The 17999-nt window shown below is 69.6% G+C and carries 17 protein-coding genes; 11 read left to right on the top strand and 6 right to left on the bottom strand.

The genetic code is table 11. From position 1 onward, the window contains the following. The first annotated feature begins 78 nt into the window (after window positions 1–78). From ACLJWH_RS12730 to ACLJWH_RS12715, 4 genes are all read left to right on the top strand, one after another. The gene (locus ACLJWH_RS12730; RefSeq protein WP_411141735.1) at window positions 79–279 is read left to right on the top strand and encodes a carotenoid oxygenase family protein; all 201 of its coding nucleotides are present in this window, start codon (window positions 79–81) and stop codon (window positions 277–279) included. Between the two features lie 649 nt (window positions 280–928). Continuing rightward, entirely contained in the window at window positions 929–2629 is a 1701-nt protein-coding gene (locus tag ACLJWH_RS12725; protein ID WP_411141734.1) for an alpha/beta hydrolase, read from the top strand. Between the two features lie 82 nt (window positions 2630–2711). Next, complete coding sequence (locus ACLJWH_RS12720) at window positions 2712–3506, top strand: hypothetical protein (protein WP_411141733.1); 795 nt, start codon at window positions 2712–2714, stop codon at window positions 3504–3506. A gap of 472 nt (window positions 3507–3978) precedes the next feature. Further along, entirely contained in the window at window positions 3979–4359 is a 381-nt protein-coding gene (locus ACLJWH_RS12715) for an RNHCP domain-containing protein (protein ID WP_411141732.1), read from the top strand. Between the two features lie 76 nt (window positions 4360–4435). Here the strand turns inward: ACLJWH_RS12715 and ACLJWH_RS12710 are convergent, their stop codons facing one another. The 4 genes from ACLJWH_RS12710 to ACLJWH_RS12695 all read right to left on the bottom strand — a co-directional run bounded on the left by ACLJWH_RS12710 (window position 4436) and on the right by ACLJWH_RS12695 (window position 6491). Next, entirely contained in the window at window positions 4436–4615 is a 180-nt protein-coding gene (locus ACLJWH_RS12710; protein WP_411141731.1) for a hypothetical protein, read from the bottom strand. A 214-nt stretch (window positions 4616–4829) separates the two neighbouring features. Beyond that, the gene (locus ACLJWH_RS12705; RefSeq protein WP_411141730.1) at window positions 4830–5198 is read right to left on the bottom strand and encodes a DUF4180 domain-containing protein; all 369 of its coding nucleotides are present in this window, start codon (window positions 5196–5198) and stop codon (window positions 4830–4832) included. Window positions 5199–5368: 170 nt separating this feature from the next. Beyond that, window positions 5369–5803, bottom strand: a complete 435-nt coding sequence (locus tag ACLJWH_RS12700) for a helix-turn-helix domain-containing protein (protein WP_411141729.1) — start codon at window positions 5801–5803, stop codon at window positions 5369–5371. A gap of 484 nt (window positions 5804–6287) precedes the next feature. Beyond that, the gene (locus ACLJWH_RS12695; RefSeq protein WP_003984261.1) at window positions 6288–6491 is read right to left on the bottom strand and encodes a cold-shock protein; all 204 of its coding nucleotides are present in this window, start codon (window positions 6489–6491) and stop codon (window positions 6288–6290) included. Between the two features lie 273 nt (window positions 6492–6764). Between ACLJWH_RS12695 and ACLJWH_RS12690 the strand changes: the two genes are divergently transcribed. Together ACLJWH_RS12690 and ACLJWH_RS12685 are read left to right on the top strand one after the other, a co-directional pair. Further along, window positions 6765–7655, top strand: coding sequence for a menaquinone biosynthetic enzyme MqnA/MqnD family protein (locus ACLJWH_RS12690; protein WP_411141728.1), 891 nt, complete (start codon window positions 6765–6767; stop codon window positions 7653–7655). A 219-nt stretch (window positions 7656–7874) separates the two neighbouring features. After that, window positions 7875–8753 (top strand): SAM-dependent methyltransferase, encoded by an 879-nt coding sequence (locus ACLJWH_RS12685; protein WP_411141727.1) that lies wholly within the window; start codon window positions 7875–7877, stop codon window positions 8751–8753. Window positions 8754–9136: 383 nt separating this feature from the next. On the opposite strand, the gene ACLJWH_RS12680 is transcribed toward ACLJWH_RS12685, so the two are convergent. Further along, entirely contained in the window at window positions 9137–10180 is a 1044-nt protein-coding gene (locus ACLJWH_RS12680; RefSeq protein WP_411141726.1) for an alpha/beta hydrolase, read from the bottom strand. A 421-nt stretch (window positions 10181–10601) separates the two neighbouring features. On the opposite strand from ACLJWH_RS12680, the gene mqnC reads away from it, so the two are divergent. The 3 genes from mqnC to ACLJWH_RS12665 all read left to right on the top strand — a co-directional run bounded on the left by mqnC (window position 10602) and on the right by ACLJWH_RS12665 (window position 13581). Next, window positions 10602–11801, top strand: coding sequence for a cyclic dehypoxanthinyl futalosine synthase (gene mqnC, locus ACLJWH_RS12675; protein ID WP_411141725.1), 1200 nt, complete (start codon window positions 10602–10604; stop codon window positions 11799–11801). A 103-nt stretch (window positions 11802–11904) separates the two neighbouring features. Continuing rightward, window positions 11905–12519 carry an imidazolonepropionase-like domain-containing protein gene (locus ACLJWH_RS12670; RefSeq protein WP_411141724.1) on the top strand — a complete coding sequence of 205 codons (615 nt, stop codon included), beginning with the start codon at window positions 11905–11907 and terminating at the stop codon, window positions 12517–12519. 363 nt (window positions 12520–12882) lie between these two features. After that, the gene (locus ACLJWH_RS12665) at window positions 12883–13581 is read left to right on the top strand and encodes a demethylmenaquinone methyltransferase (protein WP_052856279.1); all 699 of its coding nucleotides are present in this window, start codon (window positions 12883–12885) and stop codon (window positions 13579–13581) included. Window positions 13582–13967: 386 nt separating this feature from the next. On the opposite strand, the gene ACLJWH_RS12660 is transcribed toward ACLJWH_RS12665, so the two are convergent. Then, the gene (locus tag ACLJWH_RS12660; RefSeq protein ID WP_411141723.1) at window positions 13968–14480 is read right to left on the bottom strand and encodes a GNAT family N-acetyltransferase; all 513 of its coding nucleotides are present in this window, start codon (window positions 14478–14480) and stop codon (window positions 13968–13970) included. Window positions 14481–14638: 158 nt separating this feature from the next. Between ACLJWH_RS12660 and ACLJWH_RS12655 the strand changes: the two genes are divergently transcribed. Both ACLJWH_RS12655 and ACLJWH_RS12650 read left to right on the top strand, forming a co-directional pair. After that, window positions 14639–15922, top strand: a complete 1284-nt coding sequence (locus ACLJWH_RS12655) for a geranylgeranyl reductase family protein (protein WP_411141722.1) — start codon at window positions 14639–14641, stop codon at window positions 15920–15922. Between the two features lie 746 nt (window positions 15923–16668). Further along, window positions 16669–17667: a helix-turn-helix domain-containing protein gene (locus ACLJWH_RS12650; protein WP_411141721.1), complete on the top strand. Its 999-nt coding sequence runs from the start codon at window positions 16669–16671 to the stop codon at window positions 17665–17667. The last annotated feature ends 332 nt before the right edge of the window (window positions 17668–17999 follow it).

Raw genomic sequence — 17999 nt, 5'->3', positions numbered from 1 at the left:
CGCGCTGCTCAACCACGATCTGCGCCACGGAACCACCGAGGCGGATGAGTTCGGGCGGGCCGGGGCGGTGGGGAGGGGGTGTTCGTCGCCGCGGCGTCACCCACCGCGGAGGACGACGGATACGTCATGGCGTATGTCTTCGACCCGGAGCGTGGCGCCTCCGACCTGGTGATCCTCGCCGCACAGGACTTCACCGGGGAGCCCGTGGCGCGGATGCATCTGCCGGTGCGGGTGCCGTTGGGGCTGCACGGGAGCTGGGTGCCGGGCGACGAGGGGTGAGCCGAGCGGTGACCCGAGCGGTGAGCCGACCGGTGAGCCGGTGGCAGGGCTCGGCCGGGTAGCGGATCACGGGGCAGGGGGATACGGGGGCAGGGGGATACGTGGGCACGTGGATACGGCGGCACGGGGGGACGCGTCGCCGATTGATGATTGCCCAAGTGCGGCCGTGTGTCCGGTCTTTGAGGTGGACCGGTACACCGCCGCCGTGCCGGCCGGCTGGGTACGCGCGGCGGCTCCGCCTCCTGCGGTAGGGCGGGGCCGCCGCTGTACGCCTCAGGTGTCATGGCCCGTAGAGGGGCTAACGCCGATGCGGTACGGGCCGGTCCTGCCGCAGAGTGATGATGCGAGGTCAGGTGCGGTGGAAGGCTGATGCTCGGGACGGACGGGCGACGGCCCGGCACCCGACCGGCCCGGCACCCGTCCGGCCCGGCACTCGTCCGGGCGCGGCATCCGAAGGCCCGGCACTGACCCCGCCAGGCCGCACCGCGACCGGCACCGGACGTGCCGAACGACACCCCCTCGCCGTCGCGGCCACCGGATGCCGTGCAGCCGGCGCTTCCGTGCCACCGGCATCCTCCATGCCGCCTGCACCCTCCGTGTCACCTGCACCCTCCGTGTCACCGACCGCACCACCACCCAAGGAGACCGTGTGACCACCCTCAGAGCCGCCGCGCGCCGCGCCTCGGCCGTGGGCCTCGCCCTCACCGCCTGCCTCACCGCGACCCCCGCCACAGCCACCCCCGCCACAGCCACCCCCGCCACAGCCACCCCCGCCACAGCCACCCCCGCCACAGCCACCCCCGCCACAGCCACCCCCGCCACAGCCACCGCCGACACGGCCGCCCCGGACAGTGACGGCGGCGCGGCGGCATCCGGGACCGGCCTCGACCGCTACTACCGCCAGCGCCTCGACTGGCGCAGCTGCGTTCTCGGCCCGGACGACGCACCGGGCCGCGAGCTGGCGAAGACCGGCGCGCGCTGCGCCGATGTGACCGTCCCGCTCGACTACACCGACCCCAAGGGCCGCACCCTCACCGTCGCGATATCCCGGATCAAGGCCACCGACACCCGCCACCGGGTCGGCCCGCTGCTCCTCAACCCCGGCGGTCCGGGCGGGTCCGGCCTCACCGTCCCGGCGCAGATCCGCCCGGTGATGAAGGAGGCCGGCGCGCTCTACGACCTGATCGGCATGGACCCGCGCTTCGTCGGCCGCAGCAACGCCCTGGACTGCGGCTGGTCCAGCGGCCCCGCCATCCGCTCGGCCGGTCCCGACCGGGCGAGCTTCGAGCGCCAGGTCGCCTTCCAGAAGGGCCTGGCCGACAAGTGCCGCGCCACCAACGGGAAGGTGCTGCCGTACATCACCACCCGCAACACGGCCCGCGACATGGACGTCATCCGCGGCGCGCTCGGCGAACGCAAGCTCTCCTATCTGGGCTACTCGTACGGCACCTATCTGGGCACGGCCTACACCCAGATGTTCCCCGGCCGCTACGACCGGGTGGTGCTCGACGGGGCGCTCGACCCGAGCCGCTACAACCCCCGCCTGTTCAAGGGCGTCGAGAAGGAGAACGACCAGGCGTTCGCCGACTGGGCGACCTGGGCGGCCGCACGCCAGGACACCTACGGTCTCGGCCGCACCCGCGCCGAGGTGCTCGCCACCGTGAACCGCATCGTCCAGGCGTCCGCACGCCGCCCGCTGACCGTCGGCACCGCCCCCGACGTCTACCAACTGGACTCGTCCCAGGTGCCCGTCGTCATCAATGCGGGGGTCGCGAGCGACACCGAGGCGGACCGCAAGGCCCTCGGTGAGCGGGTGTCCGTACTGGCCAAGGCCGCCGACGGGCAGCAGCCGGCCCGGCTGTCCCAGGAGTTCGCCGGTGTCCTGCGGCTCGGATTCACCAGCGAGGGTTCGCCCACCGGCAGCATCCAGTCCGCGATCCTGTGCGGGGACGTGGCCGCCCCGCGCGACCCCGAGCAGTACTGGCAGGACATCGAGCGCAGCCGCGCCGCGCACCCGCTGTTCGGCCCGCTGACCAACAACATCGGCACGTGCGCCTTCTTGGACCGGCCCCGCGAGGAGCCCGTCCAGGTGCGACGCGACACCCCGGCGCTGATCGTGGCCGCCACCGGCGACCCGCGCACCCCCTACACGGGCAGCGTCGCACTCCACCACAAGCTGCCGAGCTCCAAGCTGCTCACCCTCAAGGGCGCCAACCGGCACGCGATCTACGGCATGTACGGCAGCGCCTGTGTGGACGACAGGGTCAACGCCTACCTGGCCACGGGCAAGTTGCCCGCGAAGGACCAGACCTGCGTCAAACAGAACGACCAGCTGGTCACCGTCTGGTGATCAACGGCATCCTTCTCGGTGAGCGCCGGATGGCGTGGGGGCGGACCACGCCGCGCACCACACAGGAGAAGAGGGAACAGCCGTGGGCAAGCTGGAAGAGTACGACACAGTGGCCGACCGCAAGGGTCTGGGCGAGCGGTGGGACGTCTACCGCGTCCGCCACCGCCTGCGCCACACGGAGTGGCTGGTCGTCCCGTTCATGATGATCGCCGTGCTGGCGTACGAGCTCTTGAAGTCGCCTCTGCTCTACGTCCCCGTGCTGGCCGTCATCGCCGTCGGCACCATCGTGGGCCTGCGCCGGATTCCACCCCGCACGGGGATACGGATGATCCTCGTGTACGACAAGGGGCTGCTCTTCGTCCACACCAACGCGTACCCCGTCACACTGCTCTGGGAGGACGTCGAGGCCAGCCGACAGGTGTACGAACAGTCCGACGTGAAGTTCAAGAGCGGAGGCGTCCAGAGCACTGTCCGGTACGGGCATCTCACGATCTGGCCGTCGGACGGGAAGCCCCCGATCGTGCTGATGCACGTTTTGCGGCAGTCGGACCTGGCCTCGACGATCGAGGAGGAGATCCGCCCGCGGCTGTTCGAGTCGCTGAACGCGGCCCTGGACGCCAACGGCGAGGCCCGTGTGGGGCCGGTCATCGTCACTCGCGCCGGCATCCTCTTCCCCGCCGCCGACAAGGACCGGCCCCCGGTGCTGCTGGACTGGTCCCAGCTCAAGGAGACGAGAGTCAGCCCCACTTCGGATGTCCTCCTGCGCTTCACACAGCAGGCGGGCGCCCCCAAGGGGCCGAGCTCCTTTGCCATATCCGTCCCGAACGCGGCGGTGATCCGCGACTTCATCGAGGAGACCCGCGGACTGGCGGAGTAGCGGCGGCGGAGCGGAGGAGCCGGAGCACCGCAGACGGAACGCCGTACGAAATTATCTGACTCCGGGGTAAGAAGGTCCCGCCCGTGCTCTGGAGTCAGGACCCCCGGCGCGTCAGACTGGATCCCCGTGTCACCTCTGTGGGGGAGGCGGCACGGGGTCTCGTGTCGTCCCCGTCCGGAGCGGGACGGCCGACGCCCGGACAGTGTGGCGGTCCCGCGGAAAATCGATTGCCGCACGGCCCCGCACCGGCTTTCATCGACGGTGGACTGCGGGGCCCTGCGCCGGGCCGGGCCCGTGTGTGAAAGGTGGCGTTTTATGCCCCAGGTGTCGCGGAACGGCTCTCGTCATCGAGGACGGTCCGCACCGGCGGCACTGCCCGTACGGCACGGCTGACCGCGGCCGTACTCCTCGGCGACGAGCGGCGTTCGACATGGTCCATTCGTCAACGCAGCACGCCAGGAGTCCACTTCACATGAACCGCAAGCCCACCAAACGGGCGCGTACGTATGCGTCGGCACGCGCCCAGTCCTTCCGCTGTCTCCAGTGCGGCCTCGACATCTCCATGAGCGCCGTGGGCACCAGCCACCGCAACCACTGCCCCAACTGCCTGTGGAGCCGTCACCTCGACGACACCCCCGGCGACCGGGCGGCGGACTGCGGGGCGCGCATGGAGCCGCTCGCGATCTCCGTACGCGGGGACGGCGAGTGGGTGATCGTCCACCGCTGCACCGGCTGTGGCGTCCTGCACGCCAACCGGACCGCGGGCGATGACAACGCGCTGCCGCTCACCCGGCTCGCGGTACGTCCGCTGGCCCAGCCGCCGTTCCCCTTCGAACGGCTCGCCGGTCTCTGACGTACACGTCCCTGACATAGCCGCTGGTGGGTGGCCCGACCGAGGCCGGGCCACCCATCGGCAGGTGCGGCAGGGGCTACTGCGGCGCGGACCGCTGTGACGCCGGCTGCTGCGGCGCGGACTGCTGTGACGCGGTGTTCTTCTTGCGGAAGAGTTCTGCGACGTACTCGTCCAGCAACTTCTCGTACTTGACGCGCATTTCATCGTCCAGCGTGGTGTGCCGGATGATTTTGATGCCGCTCTGCGGGTTCAGCATATGGCTCTCCGAGAGGAGAACGCGGGCCTGCATGAAGTTCTGGCGGCCGTGGGTCGCTCGCGCCGGTGGTCGCCGTCCGTGCATGCCGGTGCCCGTGCCGTTCACGGCGGTGGTTGCCGGCCGCTCACGCTGACGACTGCCGGCCGTTCACGCCGGTGGTCGCCGCGGCCCGGGTGCGCGTACGCCGTCTGTTTTCCGTCCGCTTCCCGCCCGGTCAGTCCTGTGCGAGCCGGGTGCGCAGCGCCTCGGTGTCGGGCACGAACCAGGTCTGGGTGCCCCGGTTGCTTTCGCGGACGAAGTCCCGCAGCGCGGTGCTGGCGTCTGTGTGCGCGGAGATGTCCCCGACGACGGCGAGCCCCATGCGGTAGTTGACGAACTTCTGGACGATGTCGCCCGCGAGCCGGGTACGCAGCCGGAAGAAGTCGTCCGTGAGCCGGCCGACCGGGACCGCCACCCAGGCGGCGCCCTGGTAGGACGCATTGCCGATCACATCGATCGCGGCGCGCTCGTCCCGCAGCGGGGCGCCGTCGGCCGCGCAGACGAAGACGGGTATGCCGCCGAGGTGCTGGAGTGCGTCAGGCATGGGGTGGTGTTCCAATCGTTCAGGAGGGCGTGGTGTCGTCCAGGAAGGTGTGGCGCTGCCGCGCACGCAAGAGGTGCGTGCCCTCGGCGCAGGCGCCGTGGTGCCGCTCACATCCCGGGGCGGAGCGTTCTCGGCATCTCATCCCCGGGGTGGCGCGTCCCCGGCGCCGTTCAGTCCTGTTCCTCGGTCAGCGCGCGGATGATCTTCAGCAGCTCCGCCGTGGTGTCCAGGCCGCCCAGCACGATGATCTTGAGGGTGGCCCGTTCCTCGTCGTAGACGCTCTCGACCCGCAGGCGATCACCGGTCTCGCCGCCCTTCCGGACCCCGACCGCGGCCATGACCGTGTTGGTCAGGCGGATCGTCTCCTCGGGGTCGATTGCGTCGATCTGCACGATGCTGGACACCTCGGCATGGGGCGCTCCCCGGACGGGCGAGGGGGCGGCGGCGCCGGTGAACGCCGCCAGGTCCTCGCGGGTGATCCGGTACTGCTTGCCGACCCGGGTCGCCTTCAGCCGCCCGTCTCGCACATAGGTCCGCACGGTTCTGACATGTAGCCCCAGCAGGTCCGCCACCTGCTCCGCCGAGTAGTAGTGCTGCTGCGCCATACCGTCCACACCGTCCTGACCCGCACCCGCGGCGCCTGGCCACCGGCGACGCCCATCTACCGTATGAGTCCCTAAAGTAGCACTCGATGGGGAAGGATGGGGAAGACTGGAGGGGCGTGAGGTAGGGGGTCCGGTGCCGGGCGGCGGCGCGGCCACCGGCTGTCGTCCGTCGACGCCGACCGTCTCCAAGATCTGATCCGCCGTACCGGCCGACGCAGAGCAGAAGCACATTTAATTAGGGGATATTTCTAGAAAGCTAATCCGCGACGGGTGCCGGCTCATCCGCTGCCGGGCAGAGCGCGCGACGGGGCAACAGGGGAATGGCGCGGGCGCGACGAGAACGCCAGGGGAACATCCGGGGAACACCAGGGGGAACATCAGGGACAGCCCCGGACAAAGGCAGGAGCCCCTCTCCCCACCGAAGTGGAGGAGCGGGGCTCCTTAGGTATTGCTAAGTCGACCTGGAATGGTCGGACCGGGCAACTCAGACCGGCGTAACGTTCTCCGCCTGCGGGCCCTTCGGACCCTGCGTGACGTCGAAGTTCACCTGCTGGTTCTCCTCCAGGGAGCGGAAACCAGAGGCGTTGATCGCCGAGTAGTGGACGAAGACATCCGGGCCGCCGCCGTCCTGGGCGATGAAGCCGAAGCCCTTTTCAGCGTTGAACCACTTGACGGTTCCGGTAGCCATAAGCCCTCCTTGGGCCAAAGGGTTGCCCTGCTCCAGAACCTGCAAACAAGTCTGAAAACTACAAAAGCCTGCGGGTCACATGCTCCGCAGGCTCTGTACTGCAAGGGAAACCAAACTGCAACTTGCGCTGAGCGTAGCATGTGGCGCTCCTGAGGTGGAAGAGCCAAAGATCACGTTTAACGGGGATCCTGCGGGGCCATCTACGGACCGCCGCACCAGCCACAGCGGCCCCCCGCCGCGTCGGATCACAGAGCGCGGGTCTAGCCTCCGCATGTGGACAATTCAACCTTCGGAGACGCACCCGCGGGAGCCGCGGCCGACCACCGTCGCAGCCGGCCGCGGGTGGGCCACATCCAGTTCCTGAACTGCCTGCCCCTTTACTGGGGCCTCGCCCGTACGGGCACCCTGCTCGATCTGGAGCTCACCAAGGACACCCCGGAAAAGCTCAGCGAACAGCTGGTGCGCGGGGAACTCGACATCGCGCCGATCACCCTCGTGGAGTTCCTGCGCGCCGCCGATGACCTCGTCGCCTTCCCCGATCTCGCGGTCGGCTGCGACGGTCCGGTGATGTCCTGCGTGATCGTTTCGCAGAAGCCGCTGGACCGGCTGGACGGTGCCCGGGTCGCCCTCGGGTCGACCTCGCGGACGTCCGTCCGGCTGGCCCAGCTGCTGCTCGCCGAGAAGATCGGCGTCCGCCCCGACTACTACACCTGCCCGCCCGACCTCGGCCTGATGATGCAGGAGGCGGACGCGGCCGTGCTGATCGGCGATGCCGCGCTGCGGGCCAATCTGCACGACGGCCCGCGGCTGGGCCTGGAGGTGCACGACCTGGGCCAGATGTGGAAGGACTGGACGGGTCTGCCGTTCGTCTTCGCCGTCTGGGCCGCCCGGCGTGACTACCTGGAGCGCGAGCCGCAGGTCGTGGAGAAGGTCCACGAGGCGTTCCTCGCCTCCCGCGATCTGTCGCTCGAAGAGGTCACCAAGGTCGCCGAGCAGGCGGCCCGCTGGGAGACCTTCGACGAGACGGTGCTGGCGCGCTACTTCACCACGCTGGACTTCCGTTTCGGCCCCGACCAGCTGCGCGGCGTCACCGAGTTCGCCCGCCGGGTCGGCCCGACGACCGGTTTCCCGGCGGATGTGAACGTGAAGCTGCTCGGGGCCTAGAGCCGGCCCAGAGCGGCCTGGAGCCTGTCTCGTTGACCCGTGATTGGTCCGATGGGGCAGCCGCCGAGCAATTCGGATACCTCGTAAGGCTGATGGCTCACTGTGTGCCCTGGCGGAAGTATGTATGGGGCATCTAACATGCCAATCGCTCAGTGGCCGTGTCGCTATCGGTGACGATCACCGTTGCGCGGGCGCGGTCCGGTGATCATGGAGGCGCTCGTGCGTAGCGACCAGCAGTGGGACATCGTGACCGGAATCGGTATCACCGCGCTGGCGGTGGCGGCGGCCAGGGCCGTCGAGACCAGCCGCCCGGCCCCCTTGATCAAGGACCCCTACGCCGCGCGGTTCGTCGCCGCGGCACAACACCCTGTTCCCTTGCCGACCACCGTCGAGGAGGCCAGGGACGCACGGGACCGGGACAGCGAAACCTGGACGGACATGACCGACTACATCGCCGTGCGAACCCGGGCTTTCGACGATCATTTTCTGCGCGCGGCCAAGGACGGTGTCACGCAGGCCGTGATCCTGGCCTCCGGCCTGGACACCCGGGCCTTTCGGCTTGACTGGCGGGCCGGCACAGTCGTTCACGAGATCGACCAGCCGCGCGTACTGGACTTCAAGCTGCGGGTGTTGCGTGAGGCCGGGGCCGAGCCGCAGTGCGATCACCGGCCGACGGGTGTGGACCTTCGTGACGACTGGGCCACGGCCCTGGAAGGTGCCGGATTCGACACCTCCCGCCCCACCGTATGGCTTGCCGAGGGGCTGCTGCCCTACCTCCCGCCCGAGGCCGAGGAACACCTTCTGCACGAGGTCCACCGGCTCTCGGCACCGGGCAGCCGCCTCGCGGCCGAGTACTTCTTCGACATGGGCCAGGTGTTGGACGATCCGGTGATGGAGCAGAACGCGGTCGCGATGGGCGTCGAACTCGCTGACCTGCTGCACGGCGACCAGCGTCCCAGCCCGGCCGAGCGGCTCGCGGAGCGTGGCTGGCAGACCCGGGTGATGACGGGTGCCGATGCGGCCGAAACCTACGAACGTGCCCTGACGCCCTCCGTGATGACCGACAACGTCCGGCACGTCTTCGCCGGCCTGCGGTGATCCGGGCGCCGGCGACATGAGAAGCCGGATACCTACCGCACCGGGGACACGAGCCATACCTGCGGGATGAACAAACCGCCATGAGCCCCCGAGGCTGCATCGCCCAGGCACCGTCCGGTGAGTCAGGACCCCTGACCGGGCAGACGCATCCGATCGACCGGCCAGCCCATCAAAGAGACACGCCCCAGGGCCAGGGTTCCTGGGGGCCTCGGGCGCCAGGACCGGGGCCGGGCCCGGCGTCAGGCCCGGTCTGGTCCCGCAGCTCCGTGATCCCGTGCTCCTTCGGCCCCGTAGGGGGACGTCCCGGCCACGTATCGGGGGCGCGCCCCCGACGCCGGGCCGGCTGTCTCTCCTCGGCTGTCCGTCCGACGGCGTCGGTTCGGCTATCCGTCCGACGGCGTCGGGCCGCGCAGGACCTTGCTGATCGCCTCCAGGGAGCCCTCCCGCATGCCCTGGATGTAGCCCTTGGCGTTGTGGCCGCCGCCCTGGATGACCCGGAGCGAGGCGTGCACCGGGCCCTTGCCGTACTGCTGGATGAAGCGCTCCAGGTTCGCCCGGCCGCCCTCTTTGGTGCCGATCTGGAACTGGATGTACACGTCCGGGGCGCCGCGCCGGGTGGCGAGCTGCCTGGCCAGCCGCTCCGGGTTGTTGGCCTGCATCTCCTTCGGGTGGCCGCGCCACAGCGGCGAGTCCGGCCGGGTGTCCGGGCCGCTGGCGATCACGGCCTTGAACCGGTCCGGGTGCTGTAGCACCTGCTTGAGGCCGACGAACCCGCCGGAGGAGGAGCCCATGAACGCCCAGCCGTCGCGCGTGGTGAAGGTCCGGAAGTTGGCCTTCACGAAGTCGGGGACGTCGTCGGACATCCAGGTGCCCATCTTCGGCTGCCCCGGTATGTCACTGCCGTCGTAGTAGTACTTCTTGTCCGGATTCAGTACCGGCATCACCACGATGAACGGTTTGCTCCTGCCCTGCCCGGCCAGCTCACTGACCGTCTCCTGGAGCTTGAGATTGGTGCCCATCCAGTAGTTCATCGGGTAGCCGCGGCCGCCGGGCAGCGCGATCAGGACCGGGAACGCGCTGTCCCGGTACCGCTCCTCGTAGTACTCCTTCGGCGCCCACACCCACACCTGGCCGGTGAACCTGGACTTCTTCCCGTGGAGCGTGGTCACCCCGATCTTGGTGCCGTCGTCGAGGGTGTTCGCGGTGACGAACTCCGCCTGCGGCCCGGTCGGCATCCGTACCGACGGGTCGTGGGCGGCGCTCTGCACCATGCGCCCGCCGCCGTCCGGGGTCGGCTGGTTGAACGACATCGGGTCGCCGTTGTCGGAGAAGACGTCGAAATGGTTCAGCACGGGGACCGAGCCGAGCCCCAGGACCGCGATGAGCGCGCCGATCAGGAACAGCCGCTTCTTCGGTCTGCGGCGCACGGGACGGTGCTCCTGACGCAGGCCGTACGGGGGCTGCTCATCGGGGGAGTGAGGCACGGGCGTACTCCGGCTGATCGCGCTGCCCCGACGGGCAGGATGGACGACTTACGCCCTGTTTGATGCGGAAAGCGGGTCACGGGTTTGCCGGGGCCGGACATGACGTGCGTCATAAAACGTCCGACGTCACCAAACGTCCGACGTCACCAAACGTCCGACGTCACCAAACGTCCGACGTCACCAAACGTCCGAGCCCGGCCCGGAACCGGCCGAGTGGTCCGTGGAGTCGGCGGGGCGGTATCCGTACTCACCAGGGGGCCGGCGGGGCGGCACCCGCCCGGCCGTGACCGGGGCTGTCGGGGCTGTCATACCCCTGGCGTAGGCTGGTTCGGTCGTTATGCCCGCCTCCGAAAGGGACGCCCCGGTGACCGAGAACGCCGACCTCCAGTCCGTACTCGACCGCGCCGCGCAGGGCGGCCGCATCACGCCGGAGGAAGCGCTCGACCTGTACCGCTCCGCTCCGCTGCACGCCCTGGGGGCCGCCGCCGACGCCGCGCGCCGCCGCCGCTACGCCGGCACCGAGCACATCGCGACGTACATCATCGAGCGCAACATCAACTACACCAATGTCTGCGTGACGGCCTGCAAGTTCTGCGCCTTCTACGCCGCGCCCAAGGACACCGCCAAGGGCTGGACCCGCGATCTCGACGACATCCTGCGCCGCTGCGCGGAGACCGTCGAGCTGGGCGGCACCCAGATCATGTTCCAGGGCGGCCACCACCCGGACTACGGCGTCGAGTACTACGAGAAGCACTTCTCGGCGATCAAGAAGGCGTACCCGCAGCTGGTCATCCACTCCCTCGGCGCCTCCGAGGTCGAGCACATGGCGCGGATCTCCAAGGTGACGCCCGAGGAGGCGATCCGCCGGATCCACGCCGCCGGCCTCGACTCGTTCGCGGGCGCCGGCGCCGAGCTGCTGCCGGCCCGGCCGCGCAAGGCGATCGCGCCGCTGAAGGAGTCCGGCGAGCGGTGGCTGGAAATCATGGAGACGGCGCACAACCTGGGCGTCGAGTCCACCTCCACCATGCTCATGGGCACCGGCGAGACCAACGCCGAGCGCATCGAGCACCTGCGCATGATCCGCGACGTCCAGGACCGTACGGGCGGCTTCCGCGCCTTCATCCCGTACACCTACCAGCCGGAGAACAACCACCTCAAGGGCCAGACGCAGGCCACCCTCTTCGAGTACCTGCGCATGATCGCCATCGGCCGGATCTTCCTCGACAACGTCGCGCACATCCAGGGCTCCTGGCTGACCACCGGCAAGGAGGTCGGCCAGCTCTCGCTGCACTACGGCGCGGACGACCTCGGCTCGATCATGCTGGAGGAGAACGTCGTCTCCTCGGCCGGCGCCAAGCACCGCTCCAACCGTACGGAGATCATCGACCTGATCCGCAAGGCGGGCCGGGTCCCGGCGCAGCGCGCGACCACCTACGAGCACCTGATCGTGCACGACGACCCGGCCAACGACCCGGTCGACGACAAGGTCGTCTCGCATCTCTCCTCGACCGCCATCGAGGGCGGCACGGCCCACCCGGAGCTGAAGCTCATCGAGGCCAACTGAACGCCGACGGGCGGGAGTTGACCATGTGGCCGGAGGGTGGCCCGTTGTCGGAGGGAACTGACCCGGTGCGGGAATGCGGGCTGTCTTCGGAGGTCCGGCTGCCGTGCTGACGCTGCACCGGGTGCGCGGCGTCCGGCTCGTGGTGGACGGTCCGCCCGCCGAGCGGCCGGATGACGCACGCCCGGACGACGAGTACGCCGACGGGTTCGCAGGCGAGTACGCCGAGGGGTACGCGGTGGTCGTCGAAGATGACCGCTTCGCGGCCCTGGGCCCGTATACGGAGCTGCTCGCGGCGTACGGAGAGCGGGCGAGGTTGCGGGAGTGGGACGGTGTACTGACGCCGGGCCGCTACGAACCGGACGGCGCCGCGCTGCTGGAGGCCGCCTACCACCCCGACCCGCGCGAGGCCGGTGAACTGGGCAGCGAGCCGATCACGGGCGAGGCGCTCGCTGCCCTCGGTATGACCGAGACCCGCTGGGGTGCCAGTGCCCGGCGCGGACTGCAACGCCTGCTGGCCACCGGGACGACCGCGCTGACCGGCCCCTTCACCCGGCCCGCGGTCCGTACGGCCGTTCAGCGGTCCGGACTGTGGGAGCTGCCGGGGCGCCGCCCGCGCACACTGGCTGTCGGCGGCCCGGCCCATTTCGCCGTCTTCGCCGCGGACGGCAGCTGCCTCGCCACCGCGCTCGGCGGCCGCCTGGTGTTCCGCCGCCGCTGAGGGTCTTGCCGGGGGTTGCCGGGGGTTGCCGGGGCGTCCGTCTTCCCCCTCCCTCCGCCCGGCCCGTCCCTGGACCTTCGCCCTTTCCCTTCCCCCTGACTTCGTGATGATCTTCATCAAGGAGCCGTCAACGCCGCGTTTTCGCACGTCAGGGCGGTGTTAACGGAAGCGGAACGGCCGTTGCCACCCGGCATGATCTTGGCTGCGGGGGCGGCCGATTCGGCCGCTCACGATGCGCTGCACCGCTGGACCGCTCGGATGTTCCGAGGGGGCATGCGGCCGCCCCCGTCCAGACTCCGCACCCGCCGCCCCAAGGGCGTGCCCGGTGCGGGGGCCGTCCGCCGCACGGTGGACAATGGGCAGGTGACCCGAGCATCCCTGGACAAGCAGCCGCACGAAGTCGCCGCGATGTTCGACGACGTGGCGGCACGGTACGACCTCACCAATGACGTGCTCTCCCTGGGGCAGGCGCGGCTGTGGCGCAAGGAGGTGCAGCGGGCGGTGGCCGCGCGGCCCGCCGAGCGGGTGCTCGACCTCGCGGCCGGCACCGGTACGTCCTCGCTCCCGTTCGCCCGGACCGGCGCGTACGTCGTGCCCTGCGATTTCTCGGTCGGCATGCTCAAGGAGGGCAAGCGGCGGCACTCGTGGCTGCCCTTCACCGCGGGTGACGGCACGCGGCTGCCGTTCGCCGACGGGGTGTTCGACGCCGTCACCATCTCCTTCGGACTGCGCAACATCCAGGACACCGATGCCGCGCTGGCCGAGCTGTACCGCGTCACCAAGCCCGGTGGCCGGGTCGTGATCTGCGAGTTCAGCGAGCCGACCTGGGCGCCGTTCCGGACCGTCTACACCGAGTACCTGATGCGCGCGCTGCCCCCGGTCGCCCGTGCGGTCAGCAGCAACCCGGACGCGTACGTCTATCTCGCCGAGTCCATTCGCACCTGGCCCAACCAGCCCGAACTCGCCGCCCGCATGCAGGGCGTGGGCTGGGACCGGGTCGCCTGGCGCAATCTGACCGGCGGTGTGGTGGCGCTGCACCGGGGGACCAAGCCGGCCGAGTAGGCCGCGGGCGGACGGCCGCGAGCGGACGGACTCGCTGGGGTGACGCTCCTGTACCGGGAGTGCGTCGCCGGGAAGCGTGCGGCCTACGGCGCGGTGCTGCTCACGCCCCGCCTCCTGAGACTCACCGGCCGCCGTGGCCCCTCCGCCCCATGACCTCAGTGGCCCAGCCGCTCAGCCGCTCAGCCGCCCAGCTGCCCGGCCGCCCCGGGGGAACGACGGGGAGTGAAACGTGAGACAGGGGTGAAGGGGTGTGAGGCAACTGCCGAGACGGAACGCGCGGCACCCACGCGCGCCCGCCCCACTACAGCCGCCTCACCCCCATCTCACCCCCGCTTCACCCCCGTCTCACACGTCCAGCCGGAAGCAGTAAGACGTCGTCGAGGCCCTCACACATCCAGCCGGAAGCAGTACGCCTTCCGCTGTGACGTCGGCGTGTGGAGCGTCTCCGCGTGCCGCATGCCCAGGCGCCGGGTCACGGCTATCGACCGCTCGTTGCGGGCGTCCACCATCGCGACGACCTGCCGGACCCCGGCCTCCCGTACGGCGTCCAGCGCCTTCTGCGCCGCGACCGTGGCGTACCCCTTGCCCCAGTACGCGCGGCCGAGCCGCCAGCCGATCTCGATCTCGCCCGCCGGGCCCCACTCCCGCGGCCACGGCTGCGCCCCGGTGAAGCCGATGACCGCGCCGTCGGCCGGGTCGAGCAGCGTGTAGAGGCAGAAGCCCCGCTCAGCGTGGTGCCGGCGCTGGCGCGCGGTCAGTTCCTCGTACACCGACAGCTCGGCCGGCGCGCCGCCATGGAACTCCATGACGTCCGGGTCGTCGAAGGCCCGGTGCCAGTTCAGCGCGTCCTCTTCGGTGGGCACGCGCAGCTCGACGGCGGGTAGCGGTGTGTTGTTCATGAGCCAACCCTTCAGGAAGTGATCACCAACGCCCCCATAGACTGCATGTGCCCGGTGCCGATCGGCACCCAGATATCCATATATCGACTTCCGGGAGAACCGTCGTGACCGAGTCCGCGTCCGTGACAGAGTCCGTGACCCAGCCCGTGACTGAGTCGGTGACCACGCCCCGCTCGGAGTACAGCGCGGATGTGATCGTCGTCGGCGCCGGGCCCGCAGGTTCGGCGACCGCCTACCACCTCGCCAAGTCCGGTCTGGACGTCCTCCTCCTGGAGAAGACCGCCTTCCCCCGCGAGAAGGTCTGCGGCGACGGCCTGACCCCGCGTGCGACCAAGCAGCTCGTCGCCATGGGCATCGACATCTCCGAGGAAGCGGGCTGGCTGCGCAACAAGGGCCTGCGCATCATCGGCGGCGGCTCCCGTCTCCAGCTCGACTGGCCGGACCTGGCGAGCTACCCGGACTACGGCCTCGTCCGTCGGCGCGACGACTTCGACGAGCAGCTGGCGCGGCAGGCGCAGAAGGCCGGCGCGCGGCTCTACGAGCGCTGCAACGTCGGCGCCCCGGTCATCCACGAGCTGACCGGCCACATCACCGGCGTGCAGGCGAAACTCGGCGAGGAGAAGACCCCGGTCACCTTCCACGCCCCGATCGTCGTCGCCGCCGACGGCAACTCCACCCGGCTCTCCCTCGCCATGGGCCTGCACCGCCGCGAGGACCGCCCGATGGGCGTCGCCGTACGCACCTACTTCACCTCGCCCCGACACGACGACGACTACCTCGAATCCTGGCTGGAGCTGTGGGACCGCCGCGGTGCCCAGGACCGTCTCCTCCCCGGTTACGGCTGGATCTTCGGCATGGGCGACGGCACCAGCAACGTCGGCCTCGGTGTCCTGAACACCTCCAGCTCCTTCAAGGAGCTGGACTGGCGCGAGATCCTCAAGGCGTGGTGCGCCTCGATGCCCGCCGAGTGGGGCTACACCCCCGAGAACATGACCGGCCCGATCCGCGGCGCCGCCCTCCCGATGGCCTTCAACCGCCAGCCGCACTACACCAAGGGCCTCCTCCTGGTCGGCGACGCCGGTGGTCTGGTGAACCCCTTCAACGGCGAGGGCATCGCGTACGCCATGGAGTCCGGCAGCATCGCCGCCGAGGTCATCGTCCAGGCCCAGGCCCGCCAGACCTACGCCCAGCGCGAGCTGGCCCTGCACCGCTACCCGAAGATCCTCAAGGACACCTACGGAGGCTACTACAACCTCGGCCGCGCCTTCGTGAAGCTCATTGGCAACCCCAAGGTCATGCAGATCGCCACGCAGCGCGGCCTGACCCACCCCCTCCTGATGCGTTTCACCCTCAAGATGCTCGCCAACCTCACCGACCCCACGGGCGGCGACGCGATGGACCGCGTCATCAACGGGCTGAGCAAGGTCGCCCCGAAGGCGTGATCCCGTCCGGCGGCGGGCGCCGTTCCCGTACGGGACGCGACTGCCGTCGCCTGTAGGGGAGTTCGGGTCTGGATCAGGGTCTGTATCCGGGCTTGGTCCGGGCCTGGTCCGGGCTCTCGTCAGTGTCTCCAGTGCCTCCAGTGTCTCCGGGGGTTTTCGCCCGCCGAGGTTCCGCCTCCGTGTCGTGCCGGGCTGAACTGGCCTTTGGGGGTGTCGAAGACGGCCTCGATCCGCTGACGGACACGGGCGAGTCGGCCGTGCCGGGCCGGTTCTTCCGGTCCGGCCGGACCAGGGGGATGCCCAGGTATTGGGTGGCGAACTCCTCGAACTCCCGCCCGGCGAAGCCCTTGTCGGCGAGGATCGCCTGGCCACTGCGGACGAGGCGATGGTCGCGTTCCAGCCGTGCGGTCGTCACTTCCCGCTCGCCGGTCTTCGGGTTCGCCAGGCACACAGGACACCGGCCTGCCCTCGGCGGTGGTCGGCAGGCAGAGCCGAAATCCCGGACTCATTCATCTAGGATTCGGCGGCGGTGGTCGGCGGTGGTCGGCGGGGTGCCGGCGGCTGCGCTGTGCCGCCCGTCACCAGGGGCGCGCAGGGGTTCCGCGGGCCGATGACGGTGCGCATCCGAGGCGGATCGGGCGTTCATCGCATGCTCACCCGTAGCGGGTTTCCTGCCCGAGTGGTCGAACGTGAGGATCGTCGCCGAGCCAGTACTGGACAGAGGGCGAGAGACGAGGTGCCGGCCCGTGCTGAAAGAGACAGTCTTTTGGAGCGAGGAACTGCCTGCGGCGGATCGGTTCGAGGTCTGGCGTGAGCTCATTGGCCGTACCCACGCACCCGTAGAGGTGACAAGCAAATTTTCAGCGGAATATGATGCACATCATCGCGTGCTGGAACTCGGCGCGATTCGCGTATGGCCGGTGACCTGCCACCCGTTGCGGTTCCAGCGGACAGCGAAGCTGATCCGCCAGTCCGATCCCGAGCAGTATCACCTCGCGCTTCCGCTGTCGGGTGTCAACCGACTGTCCTGGGACGACCAGAAATCCGAGTTCAGCCCCTACGAATTGCATCTCTGCGACAGTTCACGGATCTTCGAGCTGCACATGAACGCCGTTGGTGATCACGGGTACTTCGCAGGGATGGGGGTGGACGTTCCCAAGGCGTTGCTGCCGTTGCCGGCAGGCCGGGTGGACCGGCTATTCGGACAGGGAATGCCGGGGCGCGAGGGAATCGGTGCGCTCATGACCCAGTTCCTGCTCCAAATCGTCGAAAACAGCGCGTCGTACGAGCCTGCCGACGGGCCCCGTCTGGAGACGGTACTGATCGATCTGATCGCCGCGGTGTTCGCCCGCGCCCTCGATGACGACAGCGCCCGCCCACCCGAATCACATCAGCGCACCCTGACCCTGCGCATCAAGGCATTCATCCAACAACACCTGCACGACCCCCAATTGACCCCGCGCAGCATCGCCGCTGCACACCACATCTCCCTCAGCTACCTGCACCGCCTCTTCCAGCAGGAAGGCGGCACGGTAGCCGGCAGAGTCCGCCGCCAACGCCTGGAACGCACCCGCCGCGATCTCGCCGACCCTGCCCAGCGGGCCATTCCGATCCACACCATCGCCGCCCGCTGGGGCTTCCCCCGCGCAGCCGACTTCAGCCGCGCCTTCCGCACCGCCTACGGCGTCCCGCCCAGGGACTACCGGCACCAAGCCGTGTGGACACCCGGCCGCGTCAACGAGTAGACGCATTGCGAAGCGGGAGTGGTCTCTGTGCTAATGACCCCGGAGCGACCTGCCGCGCATCATTGGAATATGCCTTCGGAGCATTGGCCGACCCAACGGGGGGAATCGTGATCCACAGACGCGCCGATCTCATCCGACTGCACAGGGAAGCGGTATTCCCTGAGGGGATCCATGGGCGGCGCGACAAGCTATGGCCGGACGCCGCACAGCTATATGCGTCAGGCGCCCTGAGCCGGACAGCCGGGCCACGGCAACGTTCCCCGGTTGCCTGACTGAAGCCACGAACAGATCGTCCTGGTAGAGCGGATGGCCGATCACTTCGCCCCGGTGTC

It is taken from the genome of Streptomyces sp. x-80 (assembly GCF_046549095.1).
GTDB lineage: Bacteria > Actinomycetota > Actinomycetes > Streptomycetales > Streptomycetaceae > Streptomyces > Streptomyces celluloflavus.
This window is presented reverse-complemented; position numbering and strand designations above follow the sequence as displayed.